The 15,475-nt window shown below is 44.3% G+C and carries 20 protein-coding genes; 10 read left to right on the forward strand and 10 right to left on the reverse strand.

The features are described from left to right. Nucleotides 1-86 precede the first annotated feature (86 nt). Complete coding sequence (argS, locus tag J6600_RS17590) at nucleotides 87-1,757, reverse strand: arginine--tRNA ligase (RefSeq protein ID WP_014419127.1); 1,671 nt, start codon at nucleotides 1,755-1,757, stop codon at nucleotides 87-89. Then, on the reverse strand, nucleotides 1,754-2,182 hold the full coding sequence (locus J6600_RS17595; RefSeq protein WP_014419128.1) for a YwiB family protein: 429 nt from the start codon (nucleotides 2,180-2,182) through the stop codon (nucleotides 1,754-1,756). Before J6600_RS17595 ends, argS begins: the two co-directional genes overlap by 4 nt. Before the next feature lie 291 nt (nucleotides 2,183-2,473). Between J6600_RS17595 and J6600_RS17600 the strand changes: the two genes are divergently transcribed. The 7 genes from J6600_RS17600 (at nucleotide 2,474) to J6600_RS17630 (ending at nucleotide 5,584) form a co-directional block, all read left to right on the forward strand. Beyond that, nucleotides 2,474-3,619, forward strand: a complete 1,146-nt coding sequence (locus tag J6600_RS17600) for a response regulator aspartate phosphatase (protein WP_209387690.1) — start codon at nucleotides 2,474-2,476, stop codon at nucleotides 3,617-3,619. Next, entirely contained in the window at nucleotides 3,603-3,722 is a 120-nt protein-coding gene (locus J6600_RS17605) for a PhrC/PhrF family phosphatase-inhibitory pheromone (protein ID WP_021494790.1), read from the forward strand. The genes J6600_RS17600 and J6600_RS17605 overlap by 17 nt, the downstream gene beginning before the upstream one ends. A 197-nt stretch (nucleotides 3,723-3,919) precedes the next feature. Continuing rightward, nucleotides 3,920-4,123, forward strand: a complete 204-nt coding sequence (locus J6600_RS17610) for a helix-turn-helix transcriptional regulator (protein ID WP_003151064.1) — start codon at nucleotides 3,920-3,922, stop codon at nucleotides 4,121-4,123. 13 nt (nucleotides 4,124-4,136) lie between these two features. Next, nucleotides 4,137-4,340 carry a hypothetical protein gene (locus J6600_RS17615; protein ID WP_007407641.1) on the forward strand — a complete coding sequence of 68 codons (204 nt, stop codon included), beginning with the start codon at nucleotides 4,137-4,139 and terminating at the stop codon, nucleotides 4,338-4,340. A 34-nt stretch (nucleotides 4,341-4,374) separates the two neighbouring features. After that, nucleotides 4,375-4,560 (forward strand): DUF4177 domain-containing protein, encoded by a 186-nt coding sequence (locus tag J6600_RS17620; RefSeq protein WP_007407642.1) that lies wholly within the window; start codon nucleotides 4,375-4,377, stop codon nucleotides 4,558-4,560. A 186-nt stretch (nucleotides 4,561-4,746) separates the two neighbouring features. Further along, complete coding sequence (locus J6600_RS17625) at nucleotides 4,747-5,028, forward strand: hypothetical protein (protein ID WP_007407643.1); 282 nt, start codon at nucleotides 4,747-4,749, stop codon at nucleotides 5,026-5,028. Between the two features lie 43 nt (nucleotides 5,029-5,071). Beyond that, complete coding sequence (locus tag J6600_RS17630; RefSeq protein ID WP_007614439.1) at nucleotides 5,072-5,584, forward strand: stage II sporulation protein M; 513 nt, start codon at nucleotides 5,072-5,074, stop codon at nucleotides 5,582-5,584. A 590-nt stretch (nucleotides 5,585-6,174) separates the two neighbouring features. On the opposite strand, the gene J6600_RS17635 is transcribed toward J6600_RS17630, so the two are convergent. From J6600_RS17635 to speE, 3 genes are all read right to left on the reverse strand, one after another. After that, nucleotides 6,175-6,393: a helix-turn-helix transcriptional regulator gene (locus J6600_RS17635; protein WP_003151056.1), complete on the reverse strand. Its 219-nt coding sequence runs from the start codon at nucleotides 6,391-6,393 to the stop codon at nucleotides 6,175-6,177. A gap of 152 nt (nucleotides 6,394-6,545) precedes the next feature. Further along, a complete protein-coding gene (gene speB, locus J6600_RS17640) occupies nucleotides 6,546-7,418 on the reverse strand; it encodes an agmatinase (RefSeq protein ID WP_160183093.1) in 873 nt (290 codons plus the stop codon). Nucleotides 7,419-7,476: 58 nt separating this feature from the next. Then, the gene (speE, locus tag J6600_RS17645) at nucleotides 7,477-8,307 is read right to left on the reverse strand and encodes a spermidine synthase (RefSeq protein ID WP_003151052.1); all 831 of its coding nucleotides are present in this window, start codon (nucleotides 8,305-8,307) and stop codon (nucleotides 7,477-7,479) included. 199 nt (nucleotides 8,308-8,506) lie between these two features. Here speE and J6600_RS17650 point away from each other — a divergent pair, with 199 nt between their 5' ends. After that, nucleotides 8,507-10,579: a transglycosylase domain-containing protein gene (locus tag J6600_RS17650; protein ID WP_209387691.1), complete on the forward strand. Its 2,073-nt coding sequence runs from the start codon at nucleotides 8,507-8,509 to the stop codon at nucleotides 10,577-10,579. A gap of 24 nt (nucleotides 10,580-10,603) precedes the next feature. Here J6600_RS17650 and J6600_RS17655 read toward each other — a convergent pair whose 3' ends face one another. From J6600_RS17655 to J6600_RS17665, 3 genes are all read right to left on the reverse strand, one after another. After that, entirely contained in the window at nucleotides 10,604-11,035 is a 432-nt protein-coding gene (locus J6600_RS17655) for a hypothetical protein (RefSeq protein ID WP_209387692.1), read from the reverse strand. Nucleotides 11,036-11,178: 143 nt separating this feature from the next. Next, on the reverse strand, nucleotides 11,179-11,697 hold the full coding sequence (locus J6600_RS17660; protein ID WP_007407649.1) for a YwhD family protein: 519 nt from the start codon (nucleotides 11,695-11,697) through the stop codon (nucleotides 11,179-11,181). Nucleotides 11,698-11,709: 12 nt separating this feature from the next. Continuing rightward, nucleotides 11,710-12,369 carry a site-2 protease family protein gene (locus J6600_RS17665; protein ID WP_003151043.1) on the reverse strand — a complete coding sequence of 220 codons (660 nt, stop codon included), beginning with the start codon at nucleotides 12,367-12,369 and terminating at the stop codon, nucleotides 11,710-11,712. 105 nt (nucleotides 12,370-12,474) lie between these two features. Here J6600_RS17665 and J6600_RS17670 point away from each other — a divergent pair, with 105 nt between their 5' ends. Then, nucleotides 12,475-12,663 (forward strand): 2-hydroxymuconate tautomerase, encoded by a 189-nt coding sequence (locus J6600_RS17670; RefSeq protein WP_003151042.1) that lies wholly within the window; start codon nucleotides 12,475-12,477, stop codon nucleotides 12,661-12,663. A 37-nt stretch (nucleotides 12,664-12,700) separates the two neighbouring features. Here J6600_RS17670 and J6600_RS17675 read toward each other — a convergent pair whose 3' ends face one another. Next, entirely contained in the window at nucleotides 12,701-13,120 is a 420-nt protein-coding gene (locus tag J6600_RS17675) for a MarR family transcriptional regulator (RefSeq protein ID WP_029972881.1), read from the reverse strand. Nucleotides 13,121-13,488: 368 nt separating this feature from the next. Here J6600_RS17675 and J6600_RS17685 point away from each other — a divergent pair, with 368 nt between their 5' ends. Then, a complete protein-coding gene (locus tag J6600_RS17685) occupies nucleotides 13,489-14,883 on the forward strand; it encodes an amino acid permease (protein WP_050496158.1) in 1,395 nt (464 codons plus the stop codon). Between the two features lie 64 nt (nucleotides 14,884-14,947). Here the strand turns inward: J6600_RS17685 and J6600_RS17690 are convergent, their stop codons facing one another. Then, nucleotides 14,948-15,448: a YwgA family protein gene (locus J6600_RS17690; protein WP_007407653.1), complete on the reverse strand. Its 501-nt coding sequence runs from the start codon at nucleotides 15,446-15,448 to the stop codon at nucleotides 14,948-14,950. Nucleotides 15,449-15,475: the final 27 nt, after the last annotated feature.

A 15,475-nucleotide genomic window follows, 5' to 3' on the forward strand; every position in this document is an offset into this window, starting at 1 on the left:
ACTCAGTGTGCGGGATTGTGAATTACATCACACGCTTTATATACAAAAAAAGAACAAAGCCCGAAGACTTTGTCCTTTGATCATCATTACATTTTTTCCGGAGCGGATACGCCGATCAGCTGAAGCGCATTGTTCAGCGTAATTTGCGTCGCCTTCATTAAAGCGAGACGCGCGCGGCTCTTCTCTTTATTTTCCGGATCGATGACTTTCTCCGCATTGTAGAAGCTGTGCAGAGCGGAAGCCAGATCATAAATATAGTTTGTGACACGGTGAGGAATGCGTTTTTCCGCCGCTTCTGCCACTGCCTCAGGGAAGCCGCCGATCGTTTTCAGCAGGTCATATTCTTTTTCTGATTGAATATGGCTGAAATCAAGATCTGCCGCCGGTTTAAGTCCCTGCTCCTCCCCTTGGCGAAGCATGCTGCAAATACGTGCATGTGCGTATTGCGCATAATACACAGGGTTTTCGTTAGATGTGGATACGGCAAGATCCAAGTCAAAATCCATGTGCGTATCAGCACTGCGCATCGCGAAGAAATAACGCACGGCATCCAAGCCGACTTCTTCAATCAAGTCGCGCATCGTTACGGCTTTCCCCGTACGTTTGCTCATCTTCATTTTTTCGCCGTTTTTGTATAAATGAACGAGCTGAATGATCTCAACTTCCAATGTGCCTTTCTTGTAACCGAGCGCTTCAATTGCCGCTTTCATACGCGGAATATACCCGTGGTGATCCGCGCCCCATACATTGATGAGCTTGTCGAATCCGCGGTCAAGTTTGTCTTTATGGTATGCGATATCCGGCAGCAAATAAGTGTATGAGCCATCTTTTTTGATCAGCACACGGTCTTTATCGTCGCCGAACGTTGTGGAGCGGAACCATGTCGCGCCGTCCTCTTCGTATACATGGCCCTTTTCGCGAAGCGCCTCGAGCGCCTGATCAATTTTTCCGTTTTCGTACAGTGACGTTTCAGAATACCATACGTCAAACGGCACGCGGAAATTTTCCAGGTCGGAGCGAAGTTTATCAAGCTCGTACTTTAAGCCGTATTCACGGAAAAACGCCTGACGTTCGCTCTCCTCTTCATGTACGAAACGGTCGCCGAAATCTTCGGCAAGCTTTTTCCCGATGGCGATAATATCCTCGCCGCGGTAGCCGTCTTCCGGCATCGGTTTCTCGAGACCGAGCGCTTCAAAATAACGGACTTCAACGGAAAGCGCCAGGTTGTTAATCTGGTTGCCCGCATCATTAATATAGTATTCGCGGCTCACATCATAGCCCGCTTTAGAAAGCACGCTGCACAGCGCGTCACCTACCGCCGCGCCGCGCGCATGGCCTAAGTGAAGATCTCCCGTCGGGTTGGCTGATACGAATTCGACCTGAATCTTTTCGCCTTGTCCGATGTTTGTCTCTCCGTAATGTTCACCCGCTTCAAGCACGGACGGAATCAGTTTTGTTAAGTAGCTGTTGTTCATGTAAAAGTTGATAAAGCCGGGCCCCGCAATATCCATCTTTTCAATGGAAGCTTTGCCTTTATCAAATGACGCCACGATCTCCTCAGCGATTTGTCGCGGCGCTTTTTTTGCGATTCTCGCCAGCTGCATCGCCATGTTTGTGGAATAATCACCGTGTGTTTTTTCTTTCGGCGTTTCTAACAGTACGCTTGGAATCTGGCTTTCTTCCGCCAGGCCCGCTTTCAGAACGGCCGCTTTGATCTCTTCCTTCAGCACGTCCTTCATCTGTTCCGCAATATTCATGCCTTTGTTTCCTCCTTATATTGGATCGTCATGTTATGTACATGTTCTTGGTTTTCGCCTACAGTCATGTTATATGTCATTTTGACGGAGCCTTCCGAACCGCCGACATCAGCTTGTATGTTTTTCGTTTCCGTACGGAGCTCCATTTGTCCGAACGGCAGTTTATATTGAGTGAGTGTCGATGCCCCCGGAATGAACCGCTGTTTCATTTGGATGGCGCCCGATCTCATCACGAGAATCTCTTTTTCTGTAATCTTGACGACCGTTTTAATCTTGCCCAAATCATGCTCTTCGTGATAGGAAAGATACGTTTTGCCGTTTCTCACGTAATAGAATCCACTCGATGTAAATTCAACCGACTCTTCTTCTGAGCCGTTGTGTATGAATGATTGCACATGAATGGCTACTGGTGTCTCCTGTCTCATGCTGACACTTCCTTTTCATCATCCCGCTTAACCTGAATAGTATAAGTTTTCAAGGGAAAAAGTTCAACCGCTTCCTCCTATCTTACCATCTTTGCTGATTGGTTTTGAAGATAAACATGATTTTTAAGGAAAATGAAAAAACCGGAAATCCCGGGCTGCGGGAAAAATGCGGTTCCTTCGGCGGACGGCTTTGTCAAAGGGGAAAAGTTTGCGGTATTTTTGCGCTATTCTTCCGAATGAAAATGATAAAATATGTCATATACATAACGTGGAAGGGAGGGATTCGGAATAGTGGCGAGTGTTTTATCGTCTTCAGCGATTGGAGAAAAAATCAACGAATGGTATATGTACATTCGAAGGTTCAGCATCCCGGACGCCGAGTACTTACGGAGAGAAATCAAAGAAGAACTTGCAGGTCTGGAAGATGATCAGGATCTTCATCTATACTATTCTCTCATGGAATTCCGCCACAATCTGATGCTCGAATACCTCGAACCGCTGGAATCGCAGCGGATAGAAGAACAGCCGAGACTATCTGAGCTGCTCGCGGATATTGATAAAAAGCAGGCCCGGCTGACCGGACGGCTTGATTATTATTTTAATTTTTTCCGGGGGATGTATGAGCTGGAATGCCGTGAATATCTTTCAGCGATTCAGTTTTTTAAGAAAGCTGAATATAAGCTTGATTTTGTCAAAGATTGTATCGAGAAAGCTGAATTTTATTTTAAGATGTCAGAGTCCTACTATTATATGAAGCAGACTTATTTTTCTATGGATTATGCCCGGCAGGCTTATAAAATTTATCATAAGCAGGAGGCATATAATATAAGGGTGCTTCAGTGCCATTCATTGTTCGCTACCAACTTTCTTGACTTAAAGCAATATGATGAAGCAATTCAGCATTTTAAAAAAGCTTATGCCATGGCAGAGGCAGAACAGCAGCCTCAATTAATGGGCCGGACTCTATATAATATCGGACTTTGTTTTAACAGCCAAGAAAATTACAAACCAGCCATTGACTACATAAAACGGGCAATAGCTGTTTTTGAAGATGGGAACATCATCACTTCTCTCCCGCAAGCCTATTTCTTAATCACACAAATACATTATAAAATCGGAAATACGGCCATAGCCAGACAATATCATGACAAAGGGATATCTTATGCAGAGGAGGCAGAAGATTCCCTATATATAGTCGAGTATGAATTTTTAGAATCTTTATATGTCGGTGAGCCTGATGAAGAAGCAATCATGGAATGTTTTGACTTTCTCAGAGATAAATTGATGTATGCTGATCTTGAAGATTTTGCCTTAGATGTGGCAAAATATTATCATGAAAGAGAAAATTTCGAGAAGGCTTCCGCATATTTTTTAAAAGTGGAAGAAACAAGACAGCAGATTCAAGGAGGTGTGAAGTTGTATGAAATTGAAGTATAAATTAGCACTTACTTGCTTAGCGATAGGCACTATTTTTGTTTCAGCCGACATTGCAAGTGCACCGGAACATCAATTTGAAGTTGCTCAGCGCGGAATGATTTAAATAATGATTACTTTTAGGCTTGCAGGTTAAACTGCAAGCCGTTTTTTATATAAACAACTAATTTGCAAAAACAAAAAGTATACCTTAAAATTCAAATATGTAAAAAGTATTTGACACATATACATATATTATTTAAAATAAATATATATAAATTTGAAAATTTAAAATAAAGATAAAAATATTTAAGGAGGGTTTTAGTGGATAACAATATAAAAAAACTTAGAACAGCAGCTGATATTTCACAAAATGATCTGGCTAAGCTCTGCAATGTGACCAGGCAAACCATCAATGCAATTGAAAATAATAAATATGACCCGACTTTAAGTCTGGCTTTTTCGATAGCTCACGCATTAAATACGGGAATAGATAAAGTATTCAACTATAACGCCAAAAAAAATTAAGGGAGCGGTTCTTATGAAGAAAATGGATGAGATGCAAAAACACCAATCGGGTATAGCCGCCAGAATAGCATTTAGTTTTTATACTGTCGCTTTACTGATATGGTCATTAATAGATTATTTTAAAAACGGAAATACAGGATGGCAATTTCCAATACTTTTAATAGGCTGCGCGCTCTATTTATGGATTCAAGTTTATCATAATCGAAAAACAAGGTAACAATTCCAATACACTTCCGGAGGATTATACAGCAATGTACGAATATAAGTTCATAAAAGTAGAAGTAAACCGATGGAAAGGAAAGCCTAAAGAAGACTATAAAGAAATTATTGAAAAGTATTCGCAGCAAGGATGGAAGCTGGTTCAAATATTTGCTCCTCCTATTTCAGGTTATGGGGCAGCCGATTATTTTGATATTATTCTTGAAAAAAAAGTATAAATGTTTCAGTACAAAGAAAGCCGGATCATACATATGGTCCGGCTTTCTTTGTACTGAAATAAGTCAGCAGATACCTTAACGGATTTCACCTCTTAACTATTTTTTTCGGAAATCCGCAATTCAAATAGCTTCCAATATATTTTATTATTTAACTTGCTGGGGATATTGAAAAAATTGGAGGAAAAAATGAGTCTACTTTTAAAAACACAAAATAGTAAAGCGATTTTTACATTAGTAGCATCAGGAATCATTGTTCTCGCTCTTTTCAGTATAAAACATAATCATTTAAGCATGGATGTCATCGATATTTTAAACAGAGCTGGAATAATAGCTCCTAGTTGGATTGTCAGTGCTATCACCGCAACGGGTTCAGTCCTGGCTATCATTACTGTTTTAGGATCTCTTGGTGCAGGCTTGCCATTAGCCGTTTTAGAACAATTGGCTGCAGCAAGTACAGCAGCAGCTTAACATAAAACATTAAATTCAATATCCCTGGCAGTCCCTTAAACGAATGGATGAAAATACTTTGTTTAAAAAGAACGTTTTAGTCAAATTGTACATACTCTGTCTGATCTTATTTTTAATTGCTTTATTTACAGCATATTTTTATACAGATCCCGCTTCAAATGTAAATAATCTAAATCGAAATATCCGTCCGGATTTTTTTCAGATTTTCTTTAATAATATTAAAGTAGCGAGTCTGCTTGTTTTTTTAGGCCCGTTGACGCTGTCACTTGGCACGATTGCAGTTTTAATTATTAATGGATTAATTTTAGGAAATGCCATAGGAAACATCAAAGACAATTTAAACCTTTTACTGCTTGTTATACCCCATGGAATAATTGAAGTCCCGGTATTGCTTCTTGCAGCCTCTGTAGGAATGAAATTAACTTTGGATTTATTACTCCTCAAAATAAATTTAAAATTCACTTTTAAATATATTGGTATTATATTTCTCGGTTTAATTATAGCAGCTATGTTAGAAACATTTATTACACCTATCTTTATAAAAGGAGTCTCTTAGGATTATGCAAATTGAATTATCTTCATTTAAGGACCGAAACATTAATTTTTTGTCCTCATTTTTGTTTTATATTATCGGGCTAGCTTTTTATTTAAGTTCCCTATTACCTTTTATGAAAAGTTTAATTCCCAAAAACATCCCTATACAAGTTGTTGAGCAAGTAAAACATTTAGATTATATCATTGCAATAGCCGCACTGTTTCTTTTAATGTTCGGGGTGATTTTTGAAGGATTTGTATTATTTCTCATTATAAATTTTCTTGGCGCTCAAATTAAGATCAAAACTTTTTATTCCCTATTTATGTTTTCTAACATCCCGGTCGCAATTAAGTTTTTACTTATATCATTCAAAAATATTTTCGCAGAACATCCAAACACTAGTTTATTTTTCACAAGTAATCATTTGATTTTTTCTATCTTTGATTTGTTCAATATTGCATACTTATTTCTTTTGTTTATTCTTCTGAAATGGAGAACAAATTTGAACTACCTGACAATCTCAGTTTTTATTTTTACGGCATTCCTGTATAGAATGTTTTTTTAGCATATATAAATAAACCCCCTCAATAGGGGTTTTTCTTTCATATCGTTCACTGTATACAATTCCTTTTATATGCTTCCGAAACAATACCGACTCTAGTACTCACATTCCACTTTTTACAGAGACCGGCTATGATATATTCGACATTACGCTGCGAGTAGTTTAATGACTTAGCGATCTCTTTATTAGGTTTTTCAGCAATTATCAGTTTAATTACAGAAATTTCAATCTTTTTTAATTCCAATTCATTTTCTACTGCTGTTTTCATTCTAACTTCCTTTCTAAAGATGTATTTACTAAATAATACCCTATTAGATAATTTTTATCAATGATATCAATTATTAATGGTAAAATAACTAACTTCTAAGTAGTTTATATACAATAAAAATCCCCCGCGTGTTTCAAGCGGGGGAAATTCTTTTATTTCACAAACCCAAGCAGCATTTCACGAATCATCTTGCTTGCCGTGTTTGCGGTTTGTTCTGAGTGGTCATAGACCGGCGCGACTTCTACAAGGTCAGCGCCTTTTACATTGACTTCTGAGCGCGCGATTTCATGGATGGACGCGAGCAATTCTTTAGACGTGATGCCTCCTGCGTCAACCGTGCCCGTTCCCGGCGCATGAGCGGGGTCAAGCACGTCGATATCGATGGTGACATAAACAGGGCGTCCCGCAAGCTGCGGCAGCACTTTTTTCAGCGGCTCAAGCACTTCAAACTTAGAAATGTGCATGCCGTTTTCTTTCGCCCATTCAAATTCTTCCTTCATTCCGGAACGGATGCCGAATGAAAATACGTTTTGCGGCCCGATGAGCTCGGCCGCTTTGCGGATCGGAGTAGAGTGGGAAAGCGGTTCGCCTTCATAATCCGTGCGCAGGTCGGTGTGCGCGTCAAAATGAATGATGGCAAGGTCCGGAAATTTCTTATACATGGCTTTTATGACAGGCCATGATACAAGGTGCTCCCCTCCCATGCCGAGCGGGAACTTTCCTTTTTCTAAAATGCTGTCCACGTATTCTTCAATCATATCAAGGCTTCTTTGCGGATTGCCGAACGGAAGCGGAATATCGCCGGCGTCAAAGAAATTCAAATCAGCCAAGTCACGGTCGAGATACGGGCTGTATTCTTCAAGACCGATAGACACCTCGCGGATTCTCCCCGGGCCGAAACGCGAACCCGGACGGTAGCTGACCGTCCAATCCATCGGCATGCCGTAAAGGATGGCGTCCGCCTCTTTCCAGTCGGCGCGGCTTGCGATAAATACTTTTCCTGAATATGCTTCATCAAACCTCATGATAAAACCCTCGCTTTCCTGTAAAAAAGCGCAAGATTCGCTCCTGCGCCATACGTTTTTATTTGATTAAGTCGCTCACAAATTTCGGAAGAACAAATGCCGCTTTGTGAAGCTCTTTTGTGTAATATTTCGTGTCGATGTCAAAGAAACGGCTGTCCTCCACTTCAAGCGGATCGTACTTTTTAGAACCGATTGTAAATGTCCACAGGCCGCTCGGGTACGTCGGGATATTAGCCGTATACAGACGGGTGATCGGGAAGATTTCTTTCACGTCACGCTGTACGTTTGTAATCAGCTCCGGTGTAAACCACGGGTTGTCCGTCTGCGCGACGAAGATGCCGTCTTCTTTTAACGCCTTGGAAATTCCGGCATAGAAGCCTTTTGAGAACAGATTGACGGCCGGTCCGACCGGTTCTGTTGAATCAACCATGATGACGTCATACTCATTCTCTGATTTCGCGATGTGCATGAAACCGTCATCGACTCTCACGTCGACGCGCGGATCATCAAGCTTGCCCGCAATGGACGGAAGGAATTTTTTAGAGTATTCAATAACCTTGCCGTCAATGTCGACAAGCGTCGCTTTTTTTACGCTTGGGTGCTTCAGAATCTCTCTGATGACACCGCCGTCTCCGCCGCCGACAACGAGGACGTTTTCCGGATTCGGGTGCGTAAATAACGGGACGTGCGCAACCATTTCATGATAGACGAATTCGTCTTTTTCAGAAGTCATGACCATTCCGTCTAAGAACAGCATGTTGCCGAATTCTTCTGTCTCCACCATTTCCAGATGCTGAAATTCCGTCTGTTCCGTATGTAATGTTTGTTTCACCTTTAATGTAATGCCGAAATTCTTCGTCTGCTTCTCCGTATACCAAAGCTCGCTCAATTGTCATCTCCCTTTCAAGGCTTATTTCATTTATTGTAAGCGTCTGTATCGCTTTTATTCCGGTTAAAATCTCATTTTCACCTAAGGAAAAAGTATAGAGGATGGAGGGGAAAAAGTAAAGAAGTGTCCGGTTTGATATGTTTAAAAAACCCCCTTTTTTCACATAATAATAGAATCATGAAAAAGGGGGTTCCCAAAAGTGGATAAAGTATCTGGAAAACAGCTCAGAATCACGTTCAAAATCATCCGCGCCTGCATCTTTCTGACACTGATCGGCGGAATGCTGGCCGGCGTCTGCTTCACATCCATTCTTCTTGCAGCGAAATGGCAGGGCGCCCCCTCCGTCCGGGTTCCTCAGTCTACGATTCTTTATGCGAATGACGGCTCAAAGCTAGGTGAGACCGATTTCGGGGAAAAGCGCTACTGGGTCCGGTTAAAAGATATCAATCCGATAGCGGTGCAGGCCGCCATTGCGGTGGAGGATCAAAACTTTTACAATCACCACGGTTTTGATTACCGGCGGATGGCTGCCGCCGCGCTGGCTGACATAAAGGCAATGGCCAAGGTTCAGGGCGCAAGCACCATCACCCAGCAATACGCGAGAAATCTCTACCTTGAGCATGATAAGACATGGAAACGAAAATGGAACGAAGCATTTTACACGATCCGCCTTGAACAGAACTATTCTAAAAACGAGATTTTAGAAGGTTATGTAAATACGATATATTACGGCCACGGTGCATACGGAATTGAAGCCGCCTCCCGCCTGTATTTCGGCAAACACGCCAAAGATCTGAACGATGCGGAAGCCGTGCTTTTGGCGGGCATACCGAAAGGCCCGTCCGGCTATTCGCCATATGTCAGCGAAAAGAAGGCCAAACAGCGCCAGGAAACCATTCTCCGACTGATGATCGGCCAAAAAATGATCTCAAAAGAAAAGGCGAAAAGGCTTAAGAAAACGCCGCTTGCCTATCAGCCGCTGAAAAACAGAACCGCGGCGAAAACGGCGCCTTATTTTTACGATGATGCGATGAAAGAACTCGAGAAAAAGCTCGGCATGACGCGCGAACAGCTGGCAACGAGCGGATTGCGTGTTTATACGACGCTTGATAAGCGCATGCAGCGGATTGCGGAAAACACTGTGGCACATACGATCCGTACCGGCTCTGACATTCAGGTCGGCTTTTCCGCGATTGATCCGGCAACAGGGCGCGTGCTTGCGCTTCTCGGCGGACGTGACTACGAAAAAAGCCCGTTTGACCGGGCGACACAGGCGAAACGGCAGCCTGCTTCCACGATCAAGCCGCTTTTGTACTACAAAGCGATTCAAAGCGGCTTTACACCGGTCACGCTGATGAAAAGCGAAGCCACAGAGTTCCAGATTGACGACAACGGAGATACTTATTCTCCAAGCAATTACAACGGCTACTACGCCAATAAACCGATTACGCTGCTTCAGGCGCTTGCGTTATCAGACAACATTTATGCAGTGAAGACCCATCTCTTTCTCGGCATGAATAAGCTCGTGTCGGCGGCAAAGGAATTCGGCATCAGCGAACATTTAAAGCCCCTTCCGTCTCTGGCGCTCGGAACTGAACCCGTGCGCCCGATTGAGATGGTTAATGCCTACGCGATGCTCGCAAACGGGGGAAAACAAATCACCCCTTCCTTTATCACAAAAGTGACGGATACCGCCGGCAATGTCTTGTATGAACAGCCGCGCGGACATCAGCAGACGCTTGATAAAAAAGCCGCTTTTGTGACGGCGAGCATGATGACGGGCATGTTTGATCAGGATTTAAACGGCTATACTTCCGTCACGGGACGCACCATTTCTGACCGGCTGACCCGAACCTATGGCGGTAAATCAGGCACGACGAGCGCAGACAGCTGGATGATCGGCTTTAACCCGGCTCTTGCCGCCGGTGTATGGACAGGCTATGACAAAAGCAGCACGATTGATTCAGTAGAAGAAAAAAGCTATGCGAAGACGATTTGGGCGGACTTTATGGAGAAGGCGCTCGAAGGAGAACCGGAAATAGCGCTTAAACCGCCGAAGGGCGTCACGGGCGTCTATATCGATCCCGCTTCCGGCTACACTTCGGGACCCGGCTGCGCCGCAAAGCATTATACGTATTTCATCGCAGGCACTGAGCCCGCGGATGTGTGCTACGGACCGGAACCGTCTAAAAAAGAAAAGGAACACGCCCCCGCCCGCAAAGAAGCTCCGCGCAAAAAATGGTGGGATAAGTGGCTCGGCAAAAAAGACTGAGCCCGGTGCATTGCGCGCCGGGCTTTAATCCGCGTCTTCCTCAAGCACCCATGGGAGCAAGAGTGAAAAGTCGAGATGGATAATGGGGTCAGGAAAACCCTTCGGTATAAAAAATGTTGTACTCGCCAATGAAAACGAAAAGCGGATATCTCCCGCCCTCTCGATATGAAACTTCGGCCAGCCTTCCCTAAGCCTGCCGACAATCGGATAGCTGCCCGCATAATGATGCAGGCCGTTTTCCTTTCCATGCTCCCCCAAATCGTGACAGACAGCCGGACGAATCCCAAACTGCGTAAACAATCTTGTTTTCTCGGCGGGAAGGAGATTCACCGCCTCGGAAAAGTTCCGACAGTGCCCGCAATCGCAAGGATCAGGCCATGATTTTTCGTATTGTTTTCTCGTTGCCGCCGCATCTGCTTCAATGACCCAAGGCCCGATTTCAAAGACGGTGAACATGATGAAACCTCCGCGTAAACATGAAAAACCCCGAGTCTTGGTTCGGCTCGGGACTTTCCATGTCCTGATTCTGTATCAACAGTTTACTCAGTACAATTGCAAAATAGTGCAAATATTTATAAAGTTCACAGAAAGTTCACAAATTATTTTTCTTCCGGAAGCAGACCTGTTTTCAATTCATCGGATGAACGTTCCCAGAGCCCTTGGTCATGCTTCTGCAGAAATTCAGCAAGCACCTGCTTTGAGCTGGCGTCCATTTTATCCACGATAATGCAGCGCTTCATTGATTTATCCATTAAATTCACATGCTCCGGCAATGACTTATAGCCTCTGCGGATACTTCTGTCCACGGTCATTTCACAAGCCGTCACACCCGCGTAATAAGGGCCTTCTTCTTTTCTGTCGATGGTGACCCACACGAGCCAGTACGGTTTTCCGTTCGGCACTTCATCTTTGTTCGGCAGGAATTTGATGCCTTTTTCAACGACACTGCGGGCATGCATTGCGCCGATGTCAACGAAGGCTTCCTTCTCTTCCACATCGACAAATACCGGAGAAATATTGTCAAGGCTCAGCGCCCCGGCGCCAAAACCGCCATGTCCGTCGGTCGGATCACTTTTAATAATATTAAATCCGATTGTTTTCTTCTTTTTTTCTTCCATGAAAATCCCCTCCTACAAAAGCGGTTGAAATATAATGGCAAATACCTTGAGAATCCAGTCTCTCCCCTCGCTTAACAGCGGCCACACGACATAGGAGCCGACCGGTGTCACAAACAGCACGAGAAACACGATAATCCCGTAGCTCTCAAACTGAGTCATTTTGGCGCGCACCCGAGGCGGCACGAGATCCTCAATAATCCGGTAGCCGTCAAGCGGAGGAAGCGGCAGCAGGTTGAATAAACACAGCGCGAGATTCAGCTGAATCCAAATAGAGAAAAAGCGGTCAAGCCCCATGCTGAATGCAGAAAGCAGCTCCATTCCGTAAGCATGCATCAACACTAGCAAAAAGAAACCGATAAAGGCAAGAAGCAGGTTGCTTACAGGCCCGGCGACGGAAACCAGCACTCCCGCCAGCCGCGGTCTTTTAAAGGCGCGGCGGTTCACCGGCACCGGACGGGCCCAGCCGAAACCCGCGACCAAAATTAGAATCGTTCCGAAAACATCAAGATGTTTAATCGGATTGAGCGTTAATCTGCCCTGTCTCGCCGCGGTATCGTCTCCGAACCGATACGCGACATACGCGTGCGCCAGTTCATGCATCGTAAATGCCACGATCAGCGTAATCACGACATAGGGCATTAGCTCCAGCGGATAATATAAAAATCTGTCCAAATGTAAAAATCCCCTTTTTTAAAAAATGCAAGATTGTCCTTCATTCAGTATACTATAAGTGACCTCTCTTCCAAAGAGAGGAAACGATAAAGGAGGATCAGCACCATGCCGCTCGTAACCGTTAAAATGCTTGAAGGCCGCACAGATGAACAAAAACGGAATCTGGTTGAAAAAGTGACAGAAGCCGTAAAAGAAACGACAGGCGCAGCCGAAGAAAAGATCATTGTCATGATTGAAGAAATGAGAAAGGATCATTACGCCGTCGCCGGCAAACGGATCAGCGATACGGAGTAATCCTTGATAATGGCCGGCGCTGCTATGTCAGGCCGGCTTATTTCATTACTTTTTCAACGAGGCTGAAAAAGGTATTCTTTTCTTCCTCTGTCAATTTTTCAAACAGCTCGTCAATGAGCATCTGCCGGTTTTCAATCATTTGCATGGCCGCCATTTTTCCCGATTCGGAAAGCGTCATCCATACCGTGCGCCGGTCTTCGTTATTTCTCGACCTTTCCACGAAACCTTCTTTTTCTAAATGATTCAGAGCGGTTGTCGTGGCTGAAGGCGATAATGTGACTTCCTGCAATATATCTTTAATCGTGCACGTGCCGTGCCGGTAAATAATCCTGAGAATAAATCCTCTGATATTGTTTATACTCTTCGGAATTGTCGCCTCATCAAGCTTTTTCGTGCTCTTTAAATATTTCGTGAGCGCGTAATCCAGTACATTTGCTTGCAATATATCGTGCTCCATGCAGAAACTCCCCATTTCAAGATGCATCCATCATCATTTGATTGTTTTTTATTACATTTTACTGATACCTCGCGGGGAAAGTCAAAATTTCGGCCGGAAAGCCCGCAACTTTTATCCTGCCCTATACAGACTATTATCTCCTACTTTTTCACCCATCCCTTTTATGCAATGCTGGTTTTATAGACATGATTCAGGTAAAATCATTAAGGGTGACTGCGTTTGACGGAAAGGATAATCTGATCGGATGCGGCAGACAATATGACTGGAAAAGAAACGGAACAGACGGGGAAACAGAACACAGGATTGTCGATTACACAGAATGTGACACGGGTAAAAGCCAAAGAGTCCCTCTTGGCTTTTGCTTTTGGATGGAGGGATGCGTGTTGCGGAATATCCTACAAAAAAAAGACATCACCCAGCTGCTTGAACAAAGCAGAAACAGGCAGACTGCCAAAACGATGGGTGGATTTGATTTAACATTACTGGGCATCGGCGCCGTCATCGGGACGGGCGTCATGGTTCTTACAGGCATTACGGCCGCCAAAAACGCCGGGCCTTCCGTAATCTTTTCTTTTATCATTGCAGCCGTTGTCTGCAGCCTTGCAGCATTATGTTACGCCGAAATCGCTTCTGTTCTCCCGGTTTACGGAAGCGCCTATATTTACTCTTATACCACCATGGGAGAAATTGTCGGCCATTTAATGGGCTGGACGCTCTTATCCGTTTATATGGTGACGGCGTCGGCGGTGGCAAGCGGCTGGTCAAGTTATTTTAATAATCTGTTAGCCGAAATCGGCATGCCTTTGCCGGACAGTCTGCTGCACGTGCCGAGCCAGGGGGGCATCGTCAACCTTCCTGCCATCATCATTACTCTATTAATTGCCGTCGTTCTGTCACGCGGCTCCAAGGAGAGCAAAACCTTTAATAATGTAATGGTTCTCGTAAAAATCGGAATTGTTTTGCTGTTTATCATCACAGGAAGCTTTTTTGTGAAGCCGGGCAATTGGCATCCTTTTATGCCTTTTGGAATCAAAGGCGTGATTACAGGGGCTTCTGCCGTCTTTTTTGCGTTTCTCGGGTTTGACGCGATTTCCGCTTCGGCTGAAGAAGTCAAAAAACCGCAGCGCAACCTGCCGATCGGTATTATCGGTTCACTGGTGATCTGTACATTGGTATACGTCATCGTCTGTCTCGTCATGACGGGTATGGTTCCGTATTCACAGCTTAATGTGCCGGAAGCCATGTCTTATGTGTTACAGACTGTCGGACAAAACGCGGTGGCGGGCGTTATCGCTGCCGGTGCGGTGATCGGACTGATGGCCGTCGTTCTCGCCCATACCTATGCGGCGACCCGTATATCTTTTGCGATGGCAAGAGACGGAATGCTGCCGAAAGTCTTTACCATTGTCGGAAAGAAATCGGGAGCGCCGATCTTTAATACGTGGCTGATCGGACTGATCAGCGCATGCATCGCGGGTTTTGTTGATCTGAAAGAGCTGTCGGATCTCTCAAACATCGGCGCGCTATTGACATTTGCCATGGTCAGTCTGTCCGTGCTGATTCTGCGCCGCACCCATAAGGATCTGCCGCGGGGATTTAAAGTGCCTTTTGTACCCGTACTACCGATTTTGGCCATTATCTGCTGTTTGTTTTTAATGGTCAATCTGCCGCTGAAAACGTGGCTTTATTTTGCCGTCTGGCTGATCATCGGCGTCATCGTTTACTTTTTATATTCGTACAAGCACAGCAAATTGAGACAATAAACAAAACCAGGCCCGCTTTATCGCGGCCTGGTTTTTTCATCAAAAAAGACGAAAGCCATCGCCTTTAACAAATGTGTTTCAGCTCTTCTATGTAGTGAAGCGCCTCATCATATTCTTCATCCGTATATTTCTGTTTGCTTTTTATCGTAAACACTTTCTCTTTCTTTTCTTCAGCTTCAAGACCGTCAAAATACAAAATCGTAGACACCAGCTCCAGAAACCGGGATGAGCGGCTGTTGACGCTGTCGATGTACTTCTTCATATCCGGCATCGTAAGCTCCGCATGATGTAAAAACTCGGCTCCCGTCTCCGTCAGCGAGTACCGGTATTGAAAGTAGCCGCCCTTTTTTTCCTTCACCTCATCCAGAAACCCAAGATTGCACAGCTCTTCAATTCGAAGCGTCAGTTCTTCGGAATACGGGCCGTAAAAATGAAAATCATATTTTTCGTAGAAAGGATACTGCATTTTCTTCGCGATATAAATGATTTTCTGCAGCTTTTTCCGCCCGATGATTTCTCCAGAATCCGAGAACACCTTCATCAGTTTTGCATGTTCTTTCAACAAATTCCCGACATCTCCTTTTCCTTCTTT

The sequence above is a fragment of the Bacillus sp. LJBV19 genome, assembly GCF_017797845.1.
In the GTDB taxonomy this organism is placed as follows: domain Bacteria; phylum Bacillota; class Bacilli; order Bacillales; family Bacillaceae; genus Bacillus; species Bacillus velezensis.

Bases quoted from the DNA above. Each gene is read 5' to 3' on its own strand.
- argS (WP_014419127.1), bottom strand. From the start codon at position 1,757: ATGAATATTGCGGAACAGATGAAGGACGTGCTGAAGGAAGAGATCAAA.
- J6600_RS17595 (WP_014419128.1), bottom strand. From the start codon at position 2,182: ATGAGACAGGAGACACCAGTAGCCATTCATGTGCAATCATTCATACAC.
- J6600_RS17605 (WP_021494790.1), top strand. From the start codon at position 3,603: ATGAAATTGAAGTATAAATTAGCACTTACTTGCTTAGCGATAGGCACT.
- J6600_RS17615 (WP_007407641.1), top strand. From the start codon at position 4,137: ATGAAGAAAATGGATGAGATGCAAAAACACCAATCGGGTATAGCCGCC.
- J6600_RS17620 (WP_007407642.1), top strand. From the start codon at position 4,375: ATGTACGAATATAAGTTCATAAAAGTAGAAGTAAACCGATGGAAAGGA.
- J6600_RS17625 (WP_007407643.1), top strand. From the start codon at position 4,747: ATGAGTCTACTTTTAAAAACACAAAATAGTAAAGCGATTTTTACATTA.
- J6600_RS17630 (WP_007614439.1), top strand. From the start codon at position 5,072: ATGGATGAAAATACTTTGTTTAAAAAGAACGTTTTAGTCAAATTGTAC.
- J6600_RS17635 (WP_003151056.1), bottom strand. From the start codon at position 6,393: ATGAAAACAGCAGTAGAAAATGAATTGGAATTAAAAAAGATTGAAATT.
- speB (WP_160183093.1), bottom strand. From the start codon at position 7,418: ATGAGGTTTGATGAAGCATATTCAGGAAAAGTATTTATCGCAAGCCGC.
- J6600_RS17655 (WP_209387692.1), bottom strand. From the start codon at position 11,035: ATGTTCACCGTCTTTGAAATCGGGCCTTGGGTCATTGAAGCAGATGCG.
- J6600_RS17660 (WP_007407649.1), bottom strand. From the start codon at position 11,697: ATGGAAGAAAAAAAGAAGAAAACAATCGGATTTAATATTATTAAAAGT.
- J6600_RS17670 (WP_003151042.1), top strand. From the start codon at position 12,475: ATGCCGCTCGTAACCGTTAAAATGCTTGAAGGCCGCACAGATGAACAA.
- J6600_RS17675 (WP_029972881.1), bottom strand. From the start codon at position 13,120: ATGGAGCACGATATATTGCAAGCAAATGTACTGGATTACGCGCTCACG.
- J6600_RS17685 (WP_050496158.1), top strand. From the start codon at position 13,489: ATGGAGGGATGCGTGTTGCGGAATATCCTACAAAAAAAAGACATCACC.